Below are 14,709 nucleotides of genomic sequence, written 5' to 3' on the forward strand. Positions count from 1 at the left end.
TTTTAGTCAAGCCCTCAAACACAATAAATTCGTTGAATAATTGGGAATTAGTCGCACAAAATCAATATAACTTAATCAAAGTGTTAATTTTTGTGAAAAGCTAATAGCTATCCAATACAGTTCAGAATGAGCAACAAAATCCAGATGTAGAGACGCGATTTCTCGCGTCTTGAAAAACCAATTATCTACACAAATGACCTTTAACTCAAGTGTATTGGATCGCTATCAGCTTTTTGGGGTAAATTGAAGTATTAAATCTCGCTTTGGAGTTGCTAATTTACCCCTATTTCCGGTCGACATTAAGCGCAAGTAATCAGTTTAGCGTGTAGTTTTCAGTTCTTGAAAATTCTCAATTGTCAAAAAGATTTCTTCATCAGCTATTTGACTATTGTAATCGATATTAATTTTAGTGGGATAGCCAAGTTTAGCATTGTATTCTACATCCAGGTTGAATGCCTTACGGTTGATAGCATCTTGAATCACATTAAAGAGTTCGGGAATTGTATCGTATTTTTGAAAGAATTCTGGATTAACTGGTTTACCAGTTGCTACAGAAGTGACTGAAATTGGTTGACCATTACGTACTCGAATAACTACTGGCCCTCTAGCATCTGGTATGCAGAAGCAACTGTTGCTAACCGTAATACTATAGTTATAAATATTTGCCCGCTCCCACAAACGCTTATTAAATTTCAATCGTCTTGAATTCAAGCTATTATTCGCTTGCGTTTGATATTGTGCTTTCTCTACGCTAGTTTCGGATATAGCTGGTAGGTTCATACTTAAAGAAAGCAATAGGGTTGCACTGATGATGGTAGGTAAACGCATATTAATCGATTTATTAGGTTACAAAATCTTCCTATTATTATGTTACAGCAAATTTTAACTTATTTACAAAGATGATATTTGAATAAACTTTATCTTAGAATTAACTTTTTATGTAGATAAATAAAGCTGTATTTTGAAGAATATCCATTTATAATCTAACTTTCAATACATAAATTAGGAACTTTTTTGGAATATTTTAGATCGCCCAAAATTGCCTCATTTTCCAAAGCAATAGACTTCTTGGTTGGCATTTGTCAGGATAAAGGGCAAGGGGAAAAGGGTAAAGAAACTCAAAATCCTTTCCCTTTAACCAAAACCTTTTCCCTAAAAGTGCAAAAACATATTTTTGCAAGAGGTCTAATGTCTACGGCTGACTACGCCTTTGCAGCCTCGTACTTCATGCAAAGAAAACTGCTGTATAATCCTCCTCATCCTTGAAGTATGAGGAGGATTCAATTATTTTTAATTAGCAATCATCAATGTTGCTAATTAGAATTTCGCTGTCAGCTTGCAGACATACCTTAGCTTCTATGGATTTTGAGAGATGTTTACGCAACAATCTCAAAGTTTGTCGCTGATAATAATGGTGGGGCTGTGAATTGATTGTTATCGTTATCAATGTTGGCAAACAAACTACCTGTCCCATAGCCTGGTGATGTCAAGTTTTGGTTGAAGAACAAGTTGCCAGTTCCAAGACTGTAAGTAATGAGTCCAGAGCTAGTTGCAGCTGCTGCATCATTAGCTACTATCTTAATTTGGGACAGATTATTGAGTCCGGTAAAAGTTGTCTTATCAAGGACAATTTTATCGCTAAAGTAGCTGAAGTCAGTAATTTTATCTACACCGAGATCGGCACCATTGTACCCAGCACCTGAGTTGAATACAAAGCGATCGCTACCAGCACCACCAGTCAGAATGTCATTACCTTTACCACCTCGTAAAATATCATTACCAGCATCTCCATAGAGTAAGTCATTGCCAGCACCACCATAAAGAACGTCATTCCCCTCACCACCGAAAGCTCTCAACGGTGTCGTTGTGCCACTACCATCAAGGAAGTCATTGCCAGCCCCGCCTGTGAACCAGACTGCATTTACAGAAGTTCCTGACAGGTTGTTGACATCGAGGATGTCATCACCTCCACCACCATTGATTTCAAACCTCTCTGCACTGTCTACAGTCAGAGTGAAGGGAACCAGGTTCAGGCGATCGAAGATTGCTCTGCCTTGAGCATCTTGTTCTAGGCGGAAGTTGTCTCCTACACCTGCGCCGTTGACCTCAACCACGTCAAAGCCAGCATTGCCACTGATTCTATCGCTACCGTCACCATTGTTCCAGATGAGCCTGTCGTTGCCGTTTCCGCCAGTAAAGGTGTCGTTGCCACGATTTCCGAGTATAGTATCGTTGCCGTCCCCACCAGATAGAAAGTCGATACCATCCCCACCTCGTAACAGGTCATTACCTGTATCACCATAGAGGTTATCATTGCCAGTACCACCTGTCAGGCTGTCATTATCCTCACCACCCAAGGCTCTTAACGGTGTCGCTGTACCACTACCATCAAGCAAGTCATTTCCAGCCCCGCCTGTGAACCAGACTGCATTTACAGAAGTTCCTGACAGGTTGTTGACATCGAGGGTGTCATCACCACCCCCACCATTAATTTCAAACCTCTCTGCACTGTCTACAGTCAGAGTGAAGGGAACCAGGTTCAGGCGATCGAAGATTGCTCTGCCTTGAGCATCTTGTTCTAGGCGGAAGTTGTCTCCCACACCTGCGCCGTTGACCTCAACCACGTCAAAGCCAGTATTACCGCTCATTCTATCGCTACCGTCACCATTGTTCCAGATCAGGCGATCGTTGCCGTTTCCACCGATGAAGGTGTCGTTACCACGATCTCCGATTAGGGTATCATTCCCGTTCCCACCGGATAGAAAGTCGATACCATTCCCACCTCGTAACAGGTCATTACCAGCATTTCCGAAAAGGCTGTCATTTCCATCCAAACCATTGAAGTTATCAGAAGCGCCATTACTAATACCTACATCTGCACCATTAGTCGGGCCTGGGTCTGGAATCCAAGTTACTGCCATGATTAATACTCCTAATTCTTAATTTATTTAAGTGAACAATGAGTTACTAATACTTCATTTATAGGAAAAGTATAGAAGTACTAGTTTCTCTCTATGAACTAGAAAACTTATAGTTTTTAGCTGCTAAGTATTAATCAGAGATATTTTCTTCTTTTATGCAGAAATTAGTTTTTGTAAAACTTCTTCACTATGAATTTTAGAGACATACCTGACTGTATCCTGACTTTTCACGTCATTTCAAAAAGAAAGATTAACTCGTGAATGCCTTTTGCAAACTAGCTTTCAACTGATTGAACGATTTTCGCTAAAGTTCAAACAAATGTAAGTAACGTTGAACAAATGACAAGATTAAATACTAATCCGTATTCATATTGTGACTTTGCTGACAACTGCTTAATTCGGTGGCTAGCATTAATAAGTGGGTGTTGATATGTAAAACATGGTAAGTTTTTATTCAAATATTTGTAGGTATTAGTGATTTTAAAGTATCTAATAAAAATCAATTCATTTAGCGATCGACCTCGATTTTTGTTGAAGTTTGAGCATTTTTTTTACATTTACTCTCAAACAATTATTTATCCAGTGAGTAAAATGTAATACTTTAATCTGATTCAATATTTTGGTTCTAGATTTACGTAAATTCGACGGCTTATATCGTGTCCGCAAAATTGCCCATAATAAAAGAACCTCACCCTGGTTTTGCTAGGCAAAGCCTGTCCCTCTCCTTGAGCAGAGGGATGTACCATAGGACAGGGTGAGGCTTAGGACTTTTGGGTAATCAGATTACTTGTGTGTACACCGTAAGCCTACTAAGAGAAAGTCCACGCAATACGATTTGGTTAAAGACCGACTGATTATTGTAGAGAAGGCGATTCATCGCGTCTCTTGCCTTAACCAAATAATATTTAGAATCTACACAGGAATCACAAGTAATTTATCGAAGATGATATCATTCCCTGCCTGTCAGTCAGGGAATGAGAAAATACTAACTCGCGGCTAAATTACCCCAACTGACGTAGGGTAATTTTGTAGCTGTTGCTCGAACTTGGTCAGCGTTAGCTACTAACTGACCGCAAGCATCCCAAGTCCCAGAAATAAATGTGCTTCTTGTACCTTCACCGATCGCAACTGAAACAATATAATCACCAATTTCCACTTGCAAGGTTTCCAGATTCACTGTCACGGCGGCTTGAGGATTGGCAGCAACTAACTCTTGTAGTTGTTTAACATCAGCAGCATCGGCTGTCAGACAAGGTATGCCCATTGCCACACAGTTACCGAAAAAGATTTCTGCGAAGCTTTCACCGATTAAAGCTTGGATTCCCCATTTTGCGATCGCTTGGGGTGCATGTTCTCGTGATGAACCACAGCCAAAGTTACGGTTGACTATTAAAATATTTGCGCCTTTGTATTGGGGTTGGTCAAAGGGATGTTCGCCTTTGAGTGCTGTGCGGTCATCGATAAATGCGCCTTCGCCTAATCCATCGAAGGTAACGGCTTTCAAATATCGCGCGGGAATGATGCGATCGGTATCTATATCATTGCCTACTAAAGGTATACCGCGCCCTGAAACTGTTTTAACTTCACTCACCATAAACTTGACAAAGGGATTGGGGACAAGGGGACAAGGGGACAAGGGGACAAGGGGACAAGGGGACAAGGGGACAAGGGGACAAGGGGACAAGGGGGACAAGGGGACAAGGGGACAAGGGGGACAAGGGGGACAAGGGGACAAGGGGGACAAGGGGGACAAGGGGGACAAGGGGACAAGGGGGATTATTAAATAAATCTCTCCCAAGTCTTCCCCCTCTTCCTTGTCTACCTTGTCTCTTCTCCATGCCCCATGCCCAATGCCCAATGCCCCATGCCCAAAATTACAGCAACTCGCGCACATCAGAAACTTCGCCTTTAATCGCAGCTGTGGCGACCATCGCCGGACTCATTAACAATGTTCGACCGGAGGAGGAACCTTGTCTGCCTTTAAAGTTGCGGTTGGAAGAAGAAGCACTGATTTGTCTTCCTTGTAGCTTATCGGGGTTCATCGCCAAGCACATAGAACATCCCGGTTCGCGCCACTCAAATCCGGCTTCTTGAAAGATTTTATCCAGTCCTTCAGCTTCCGCCTCTTCTTTCACCCTTTCCGAACCAGGGACAACAAAGGCTTTAATTCCTTCTGCAACGTGGCGACCTTTGGCAATTTTCGCCGCTTCTCGCAGATCGCTAATTCTGCCGTTGGTGCAACTACCAATAAAGCAGACATCGATTTTAGTACCCTTGATCGGTTGACCGGGATATAAATCCATGTAGCGGTAAGCTTCTTCGGCAATAAATCGGTCTTCTTCTAGCAGTTCTTCTGGCTGAGGCACTGACTGGTGGACACCGATACCTTGACCGGGAGTAATCCCCCAGGTGACGGTAGGGGGAATTTCGGCAGCGTCGAATATCACCACATCATCGTACTGGGCATCAGCATCGCTCTTGATGGAATCCCACCAACCTACTGCTTTATCCCAATCTGCATCTTTGGGTGCAAAATCTCTGCCTTTGAGGTAATCGTAGGTGACTCGATCGGGATTGACGTAGCCGCATCTAGCACCGCCTTCGATCGCCATATTGCAGACAGTCATCCTCTCTTCCATATTCATTTGCTCAAATGTCGTACCTGCAAATTCGTAGGCATAGCCCACACCACCTTTCACGCCAAGGGTGCGGATAATATGTAAAATTACATCTTTGGCGTAAACACCAGGGTTGAGAGTGCCGTTAACTTCGATTCTGCGGACTTTCAGTTTTGAGAGAGCGAGGGTTTGGGAAGCGAGAACATCCCGAACTTGGCTAGTACCGATACCAAATGCGATCGCACCAAATGCACCATGACTGGAAGTATGGCTATCTCCACAAGCGATCGTCATTCCGGGTTGAGTCAGTCCGAGTTCGGGAGCGATCACATGAACTATACCCTGGCTACCAGAACCAATATTGTAAAAAGTTATGTTATTTTCTTGACAATTTTGTTCGAGCGCCTGAATCATTTCTTCTGCCAAGCTATCCACAAAGGGACGCGCCTGGTTTTCTGTGGGCACAATATGATCGACTGTGGCGACGGTACGCTCTGGAAATAGTACTTTTAGACTTCTCTCGCGTAACATAGCAAAGGCTTGGGGACTGGTGACTTCATGAATTAAATGAAGCCCGATAAATAGTTGCGTCAGCCCTGAGGGAAGTGTACCGACGGTGTGTAAGTCCCAAACTTTATCAAACAGGGTACCTTTGCTCATACGTCAATCAGTATTTAAAGAGTCCGGTCTTAAATAGTATCAAAAAATAGTCTGGATTTTTGCAGATTGCTTCATATAGTTACATCTTATTTCTCTGTGCCCTTTGTGCCTCTGTGGTTTTATTCTTTTTTAACGAACCGCAGAGGCGCAGAGAACACAGAGTCAGAGAGAAGATATCACTTTTGACGCAGTAAATCCGAAATATTGAGGTGCAAAGATGTAAATAACTTTATCCTTTTTCACAAGGATATGTTAAGACAATACGAGATAATTGCACTACCAGATTATGCCCATAGATTTACGGGAATTTTATCAGGCTAGCGATCCCAGCAGAACTCTGTTTGTCAGCAATAGCTCTGATGGCAAGTATTATATAGATTTTTCCTCAGTCCGGGGTGGTGATATTCTTGGCAAGCTGAAGCAGAAGATTACTTTTTTTAAGCCAAATGAACCCACCTGCACTTTATTTACTGGGCATATTGGTTGTGGAAAATCGACGGAACTATTACGGTTGCAGGCCGAACTGGAAAAGTTAGGTTTCCATGTGGTTTATTTTGAGTCTAGTGATGACTTGGAAATGACTGATGTCGATATTGCTGATGTGCTGCTAGCGATCGCTCGGCGTGTAAGTCAAAGTTTGGATAAAATTATACTGGAGTCACCCAACAAGTTTAATGAGTTGCTGCAAGGTGCTTGGAAGGTCTTAAACGCTGAGGTGACGGCGGGAAAAGTTAAGCTTCCGGGGGTTGGTGATGTCGGTTTATCGGCAGATAAAGATAAGTTTTCTCTGTCTGTGGGTATTGGTGAAATCACCGCGAAGATGAAAAATGACCCAGCACTGCGAGAAAAACTCAATCAGTATTTAGCACCGCAAAAAACTAAACTGCTGGAAGCGATTAATCAAGAATTATTGGAACCTGCGATCGCTAAACTCAAACAGCAGGGTAAAAATGGTCTGGTGGTAATTGTCGATAATCTTGACCGCATAGATAATCGTGCCAAACCTTGGGGTCGTCCGCAGCAAGAATATTTATTTGTCGATCAAGGTGAGTTTTTGACGAAGCTGAATTGTCATCTCATCTACACCATGCCCTTATCTCTGAAGTTTTCCAATGATTACGGAATGCTGACTCAGCGTTTCCCAGAAGACCCCAAGGTGTTACCAATGGTTCCTATCCAATGGTCGAATGGCAGTGTTCATCCGCAGGGAATGGCACTCATGCAGCAGATGGTACTAGCGAGAGCTTTTCCTGATTTGGCACCAGAGGAGCGTTTAAATCAAGTTACTGAGATTTTTGATAGTGCTGCTAGCTTAGAGCGTTTATGTCAAATGAGCGGTGGTCATGTGCGCGACGTGCTGAGGCTGCTGAATACTTGGATTATGGAAGAAATGAGTCTTCCCCTAACCCGTGAAACCTTAGAGCAAGTTATTCGTTCTCGGCGGAATGAGATCATGTTGCCGATTTCTGAGGATGAGTGGCAATTGTTACGTCATGTCAAGGAAAGGAAAAAGGTGAGTGACGACCAGGGATATCAAAAACTGATCCGCAGTCGGTTTGTCTTTGAATATCGCGATAGTGGCGAGTCTTGGTTTGATGTTAATCCCGTTTTGGCAGAAGCCAGAGAGTTGAACCTTTCTTAACGGTAGGGTGTGTTACGGCTTCCCTAAGCACCATCTCCGGTTTTCGGTACGTTATGCTTCGCGTTACACACCCCACATCTACTATTCGCCCTGGCTCTTTTAATCCAAAATCCCAAATTCCCAATTGGTATGACAGATTCACAGCAACCTGAAAATGAAAAGGGACTGCAACAATTAGCTTGGGCGATTGAGTCCTCGGCGGGACAGTTTAAGCTGATTTTGGCCCGGTGTAATTATGTTAGCTTGCGCGATCGCTTAATCTCCAGACTGCGAGAGATTTGTCAAGTCGAAATTTGTGTCTTGACAGTACAGCAATCTAACAGGACTCTTTATACTGCGATTCAGGAAGAATTCGGCGAACAAATACCAGCCTGTGTAATGGTTGTGGGTTTAGAATCAGTGCAGAATTTGTCTGTAATGTTAACTTCTGCAAATCAGGTGCGGGAAGAGTTTCGCAAGAATTTTTCTTTTCCCTTAGTATTCTGGATTGACGATGAAATCTACAAGCAACTAATACAGCTTGCGCCAGATTTGGAAAGTTGGGCAACTACGAAAAATTTTGATATATCAACACAACAATTAGTAGATTTTGTTATCCAAACGGCTAATCAATGGTTTAGCAATCAATTAAATTTTAGCGTTAATGTATATCTTAAATTGGAAGATGAGTTAGAAGCAGCACAAAAAGAATTACTTAAAAACCCAGATGTTTATAATTTAGAAATTCAAGCTAATTTAGAATCTTTATTAGGTTTTATAAAACAAATAAATAATCAAAAAGATTTGGCGCTACAGCATTATCACAAAGCTTTTGAGCTATGGCAGCAAAGTAATAATATAGAACCTCAGATAAAAATCCTTGGTGAAATTAGCTTTTGTTATTATCTCAAAGCTTTTAAACATCAAGACATCAATCATCCCGATTGGCAAGTGACTTGGCATTATCTTCAAGAGTATATAAATTTTATTAATCAGTCCCGAAGTCCAGATTTAACTGAGTTTTCACCTAATCTAGAAAAGTTAACGCGAAACCTAACCCCCCGTCCCCCTTCCCTACTAGGGAATGGGGAGAATTCAAAGCCTCTCTCCTGCAAGGAGAGAGGTTTGGAGAGAGGTTTTCCATATTCTCAGTCAGATTTAATTGCTAATGCAGTAGTTAAATTCGGCGATATCTTGCGAGACTTGCAAAAGTGGGAAACTTTGCAGAGTCTTACAGAAAAAGCTTTAGTAGTACATCAAACTAACAACCAGCCAAGTGAATTAGCCAAAGATTACGGCTTTTTAGCTGAGGTGGCTTTGGCTAAAGAAAATTGGGTTGAAGCAAATCGCCTAGTTAAGCAAGCCTTGAAAGTTTTTACTACAATTCCCAATGTGGAATTAGCGAGTATATCAGGGGTTGGATCTGAGATTTCCGAAAGAGATTTAAAATCAAAAGATTTGAGTTTATATCGATTTATTTTAGGTCGTTCTCAATACCATTTAGGTCAACTTCAACAGGCAACTCTCAGCTTAGAAACTGCTATAAATGTGGGTAATCCTTTAGAAGATGTCAGACTTTACTTGGATATTATCAGATTTTTGCAGCAGCTTTATTTTGAGCAGAAAGAATATCTCAAAGCATACAAAATCAAACAGCAACAGCGTTCCATTGAACAGCAATTTGGCTTGCGGGCTTTTATTGGTGCGGGTAGGTTAGAAGCGACAAAGCAGGCATTTGTAGAGACATTGCGCTCAAACTATCCTCAAGGAAACATTGCCCCAGAAATTGCTGCATCTGGTCGTCTGTTGGATGTAGAACGTTTAATCGAACGCATGGGTCGCCCTGATTATAAGTTGATAGTAATTCATGGGCAATCAGGTGTAGGCAAAAGTTCTCTGGTGAATGCGGGACTAGTGCCGGCTTTAAAGGATAAAGCGATCGGTGTTCAAGATTATATGCCGGTGGTAATGCGTGTTTACACCAACTGGATGGAAGAGTTGGGGAAGCTTTTGGGGAAAGATGAAGAATGGGGAGTTTGTAGAGACGCGATGAATCGCGTCTATCCTGAGTCGGGAGAGTTAGAACCTCAACGTTCGACCTCTGAACTCAAAACTCCGACCTTTGAACTCGAAACTCCGACCTTTGAACTCGGAACTCCGACCTCTGAACTCGGAACTCCGACCTCTGAACTCGAAACTCCGACCTCTGAACTCGAAACTCCGACCTCTGAACTCGAAACTTCGACCTCTGAACTCGAAACTCCGACCTCTGAACTCGGAACTCCGACCTTTGATATTCAAAATACCCACTCTTTACTTCTCTCGTCTTCTTCACGCCCTAGTGCAGACGCGATGAATCGCGTCTCTACAAAGTCCTTAATCACTCAACTACGCAAAAACGAACAGCGTAACCTGCGGACGGTGCTAATTTTCGATCAATTTGAGGAATTTTTCTTTGTTTACACCGAACCTGCACAAAGAAAGCAATTCTTTGAGTTTCTGGGAGAGTGTCTGAATGTTCTATCGGTGAAAGTTATCTTATCGCTGCGGGTAGATTACATTCATTACTTGCTGGAGTGCAATGATTTGTCCAGTCTGAAGATTATTGGCAATGACATTCTCAGTAATAATGTGCTTTACAAGTTGGGGAACTTTTCACCTGCTGATACCAAGTCAATTATTCAGCGTTTAACTGAAAATACTAGTTTTCATTTAGAACCTGCTTTAGTTGAACAACTGGTACAAGATTTAGCTGGGGAATTGGGCGAAGTTCGTCCTATTGAGTTGCAGGTTGTAGGGGCGCAACTGCAAACGGAGAATATTACAACTCTGGCAGAATATCGGCAGCGTGGCACTAAGGACGAATTGGTTAAACGTTATTTGCATGAAGTTGTTAATGATTGTGGTGAAGAAAATCACCAAGCAGCAGACATATTACTGTATTTGCTGACGGATGAAAAAGGAACGCGCCCTTTAAAGACTCGCGCTGAATTGAAAGCAGATTTTGAGCCGTACTTCTCGGAGCTCCCCCCAACCCCCCTTAAAAAGGGGGGCTTTATTCTTTCAACCCCCTTTTTAAGGGGGGGTCGCCGCAGGCGGGGGGATCGGAAGCTAGGGCAAAACAAGCGTCTGAAATCAGTAAATTAGATTTAGTGTTAGAAATTTTTGTCCAATCCGGCTTAGTGGTTTTGTTACCAGAAAACCCCGCCGACCGTTATCAACTGGTACATGACTACATCGCCGCTTTTATCCGCCAGCAACAGGAACCGAAGTTAAAGCAGGTGATGGCGGAACTGGAAAAGGAACGAAAAGAAAGAAAACTGAGTGAGGCGAAACTAAATAGCTTTCTCAAACGCGCCCTTTTTGGTACTGTGGCCGCAGGTTTAGGATTTGCTGCTTTAGCAGCAGCAACATTCCAGTGGTCACTAGAGGCAAATGTTAATCAAATTAGCGCCATCAATAATTCTTCTGAAGCCTATCTTGTCTCTGGAAAACATCCAGATGCTTTAATAGCAGCCTTAAAAGCAGGTAGCAAACTCAAGCATACAATTTGGGCGCAGCACAGAAGCGATATCTTAATGCAAACTGTGGCAACTTTACAGCAAGCGGTTTATTTAAAGCCAAAGGAGAAGAAAGAAAACCGTGCGATCGAGGTGAATACTTTAGAAGGTCATAGCAATTCGGTCAATAGCGTCGCCTACAGCCCCAATGGACAACAGTTAGCTTCTGCTAGTGGTGACAAGACGATCAAAATCTGGGATGTCAGCAGTGGTCAACTCCTGAAAACCCTGACTGGTCATAGCAAAGAGGTCATTAGCGTCGCCTACAGCCCCAATGGACAACAGTTAGCTTCTGCAAGTTCTGACAAGACGCTCAAAATCTGGGATGTCAGCAGTGGTCAACTCCTGAAAACCCTGACTGGTCATAGCAAAGAGGTCACTAGCGTCGCTTACAGCCCCAATGGACAACAGTTAGCTTCTGCTAGTACTGACAAGACGCTCAAAATCTGGAATGTCAGCAGTGGCCAACTCCTCAAATCCCTGACTGGTCATAGCAGTGTGGTCACTAGCGTCGCCTACAGCCCCAATGGACAACAGTTAGCTTCTGCTAGTTTTGACAACACGCTCAAAATCTGGGATGTCAGCAGTGGTCAACTCCTCAAATCCCTGACTGGTCATAGCAATGTGGTCACTAGCGTCGCCTACAGCCCCAATGGACAACAGTTAGCTTCTGCTAGTTTTGACAACACGCTCAAAATCTGGGATGTCAGCAGTGGTCAACTCCTGAAAACCCTGACTGGTCATAGCAATGGGATCATTAGCGTCGCCTACAGCCCCAATGGACAACAGTTAGCTTCTGCTAGTTTTGACAACACGCTCAAAATCTGGGATGTCAGCAGTGGTCAACTCCTGAAAACCCTGACTGGTCATAGCAATGGGATCATTAGCGTCGCCTACAGCCCCAATGGACAACAGTTAACTTCTGCTAATGGTGACAACACCATCAAAATCTGGGATGTCAGCAGTGGTCAACTCCTGAAAACCCTGACTGGTCATAGCAGTTATGTTTTTAGCGTCGCCTACAGCCCCAATGGACAACAGTTAGCTTCTGCAAGTGATGACAAGACGATCAAAATCTGGGATGTCAGCAGTGGTCAACTCCTGAAAACCCTGACTGGTCATAGCAATTCGGTCTTTAGCGTCGCCTACAGCCCCAATGGACAACAGTTAGCTTCTGCAAGTGTTGACAAGACGCTCAAAATCTGGGATGTCAGCAGTGGTCAACTCCTGAAAACCCTGACTGGTCATAGCAGTTATGTTTATAGCATCGCCTACAGCCCCAATGGACAACAGTTAGCTTCTGCTAGTTATGACAAGACGCTCAAAATCTGGGATGTCAGCAGTGGTCAACTCCTGAAAACCCTGACTGGTCATGGCAGTCAGGTCATTAGCGTCGCCTACAGCCCCAATGGACAACAGTTAGCTTCTGCAAGTGGTGACAACACCATCAAAATCTGGGATGTCAGCAGTGGTCAACTCCTAAAAACCCTGACTGGTCATAGCAGTTATGTTTATAGCGTCGCCTATAGCCCCAATGGACAACAGTTAGCTTCTGCAAGTTCTGACAAGACGCTCAAAATCTGGGATGTCAGCAGTGGTCAACTCCTGAAAACCCTGACTGGTCATAGCAGTGTGGTCACTAGCGTCGCCTACAGCCCCAATGGACAACAGTTAGCTTCTGCTAGTACTGACAAGACGATCAAAATCTGGAATGTCAGCAGTGGCCAACTCCTCAAATCCCTGACTGGTCATAGCAGTGTGGTCACTAGCGTCGCCTACAGCCCCAATGGACAACAGTTAGCTTCTGCTAGTTATGACAAAACAATAATTTTATGGGATTTGGATTTCGACAATTTATTACACAGTGGTTGCAGTTTGCTAAATAATTACCTCATTGCCCATCCAGAAGTGTTAGAAGAGTTGCAATCATGCCAAACTCCATCGCGTTTGGTGCAAGGGGCGAAAGCGTTACTCATCCAAGGTGAGAATTTAGCGCGAAATAATGATATTAATGGCGCTGTTAATAAGTTTGGCAAAGCGCAGCAGTGGGATAATAAATTAAAGTTTGATTCCCAGGCGAAAGCAAAAAAGTTGGCGAATCAAGCCAAGGTTGAATCGGAGTCGAAGTCACGTTAAAGATTATCAAGAAATAAATTATCCAAGGTCTTTAGCAAGACAAACATCCTTTGTGAAGCAGGTTAAGAAAGCAAATAGAGATGTGACTTTACCCATAACTTTGCCGCTACTGGAACCATAACTTTGCCGTCAGCAACACTATAACCCTCATTCTTGCGTCAGCTAATTTTGGATGAAATTGACGGTTTGGAACCATAACTTTGCCGCTAGTCCGAATTGGAAGGATAAGCTTGCCGTGAGTCCAATCAAGCATAGAAAGCAGGAAAGCACCGAATTTTTCTAGAATAGAGCAGAAGCGGTTCATGCTGGTATGGGATAGAAACTTTCGGCTATCCCTCTGTTCTGAGTAATTACTGGAGTATTAGAAGCTCCTCCTAATCAGTAAGAACATTGCGAACAATACCCTAAGCTGCCACTCTAACCAAAATAGTTGGCTATGACAATGAAGGCAATTTTGCACAAGAGGATGTTGATGTATTAAACAAACTCTGATATTTTTATTTTAAATTTTTCTGGAAATTTCCATTTATGGTAGCCATATTACTTCATAGTGAGGAATATGTAGACTTAACGTTTAAGCTGAGAGGCGCACCGATTCCTCTTGATAATGGTTATGCTATCTATAGTGCTTTGTCCAGGATTTGTCCTAGCCTTCACGAACTAAAGTCTATTGGTATTCATCCGATTGCTGGAATACCGAACAGGAACAATTTGCTTGAACTCACTGCTCAATCTCGTCTAAAAATTCGGATTTATCATCAACAAATTCCTTTAGTTTATCCTTATTTAGCAGGTCAAGCTTTTCATATAGTTCAAAATTTTTATCAACTAGATATTCCCGATTATAAACCGTTAATTTCTTCAGAAAGTGTCTATTCCAGATTAGTGATAATTAAAGGGTTCCAAGACTCTAATAATTTTATTGAAGCTGTGCAACGGCAACTGGATAACTTAGGAATACAAGGGAAAATTGAACTTCTTACCCGACAAGATGGAATGCCTCAACGAAGACAATTAACCATCAATAAACAAGGAAAACAGTTTAAAGTTAGAGGATTTGGCATAAAAATCAGCGAACTCAACCCAGAAGATTCCTTAACCTTGCAAGAACAGGGAATTGGCGGGAAACGAAAGATGATGTGTGGAATATTTGTCCCAGCGACTCGCAGCAAGGAAGAAGAGGAAACCTGATT

General features: G+C 42.7%; 8 protein-coding genes. 4 read left to right on the forward strand and 4 right to left on the reverse strand.

Going from position 1 to position 14,709, the window contains the following annotated elements; genetic code table 11:
- Positions 1–318: 318 nt before the first annotated feature.
- From NSTCB13_RS23290 to leuC, 4 genes are all read right to left on the reverse strand, one after another.
- Positions 319–828, reverse strand: coding sequence for a DUF6174 domain-containing protein (locus tag NSTCB13_RS23290; RefSeq protein ID WP_445630579.1), 510 nt, complete (start codon positions 826–828; stop codon positions 319–321).
- 548 nt (positions 829–1,376) lie between these two features.
- Positions 1,377–2,921 carry a calcium-binding protein gene (locus tag NSTCB13_RS23295; protein ID WP_448273953.1) on the reverse strand — a complete coding sequence of 515 codons (1,545 nt, stop codon included), beginning with the start codon at positions 2,919–2,921 and terminating at the stop codon, positions 1,377–1,379.
- Between the two features lie 985 nt (positions 2,922–3,906).
- Entirely contained in the window at positions 3,907–4,515 is a 609-nt protein-coding gene (leuD, locus tag NSTCB13_RS23300) for a 3-isopropylmalate dehydratase small subunit (RefSeq protein WP_448273954.1), read from the reverse strand.
- 280 nt (positions 4,516–4,795) lie between these two features.
- Entirely contained in the window at positions 4,796–6,199 is a 1,404-nt protein-coding gene (gene leuC / locus NSTCB13_RS23305) for a 3-isopropylmalate dehydratase large subunit (RefSeq protein WP_448273955.1), read from the reverse strand.
- A gap of 286 nt (positions 6,200–6,485) precedes the next feature.
- Here leuC and NSTCB13_RS23310 point away from each other — a divergent pair, with 286 nt between their 5' ends.
- From NSTCB13_RS23310 to cas6, 4 genes are all read left to right on the forward strand, one after another.
- The gene (locus NSTCB13_RS23310; RefSeq protein ID WP_448273956.1) at positions 6,486–7,841 is read left to right on the forward strand and encodes an ATP-binding protein; all 1,356 of its coding nucleotides are present in this window, start codon (positions 6,486–6,488) and stop codon (positions 7,839–7,841) included.
- Positions 7,842–7,970: 129 nt separating this feature from the next.
- Complete coding sequence (locus NSTCB13_RS23315; RefSeq protein ID WP_448273957.1) at positions 7,971–10,967, forward strand: nSTAND1 domain-containing NTPase; 2,997 nt, start codon at positions 7,971–7,973, stop codon at positions 10,965–10,967.
- 5 nt (positions 10,968–10,972) lie between these two features.
- Positions 10,973–13,516 carry a WD40 repeat domain-containing protein gene (locus tag NSTCB13_RS23320; protein ID WP_448273958.1) on the forward strand — a complete coding sequence of 848 codons (2,544 nt, stop codon included), beginning with the start codon at positions 10,973–10,975 and terminating at the stop codon, positions 13,514–13,516.
- Between the two features lie 528 nt (positions 13,517–14,044).
- Positions 14,045–14,707 (forward strand): type I-MYXAN CRISPR-associated protein Cas6/Cmx6, encoded by a 663-nt coding sequence (gene cas6 / locus NSTCB13_RS23325; RefSeq protein WP_448273959.1) that lies wholly within the window; start codon positions 14,045–14,047, stop codon positions 14,705–14,707.
- The last annotated feature ends 2 nt before the right edge of the window (positions 14,708–14,709 follow it).

The organism is Nostoc sp. DSM 114160 (assembly GCF_053470305.1).

Coding starts and splice junctions, on each gene's coding strand:
- NSTCB13_RS23290 (WP_445630579.1), bottom strand. CDS start 828: ATGCGTTTACCTACCATCATCAGTGCAACCCTATTGCTTTCTTTAAGT.
- NSTCB13_RS23295 (WP_448273953.1), bottom strand. CDS start 2,921: ATGGCAGTAACTTGGATTCCAGACCCAGGCCCGACTAATGGTGCAGAT.
- leuD (WP_448273954.1), bottom strand. CDS start 4,515: ATGGTGAGTGAAGTTAAAACAGTTTCAGGGCGCGGTATACCTTTAGTA.
- leuC (WP_448273955.1), bottom strand. CDS start 6,199: ATGAGCAAAGGTACCCTGTTTGATAAAGTTTGGGACTTACACACCGTC.
- NSTCB13_RS23310 (WP_448273956.1), top strand. CDS start 6,486: ATGCCCATAGATTTACGGGAATTTTATCAGGCTAGCGATCCCAGCAGA.
- NSTCB13_RS23315 (WP_448273957.1), top strand. CDS start 7,971: ATGACAGATTCACAGCAACCTGAAAATGAAAAGGGACTGCAACAATTA.
- cas6 (WP_448273959.1), top strand. CDS start 14,045: ATGGTAGCCATATTACTTCATAGTGAGGAATATGTAGACTTAACGTTT.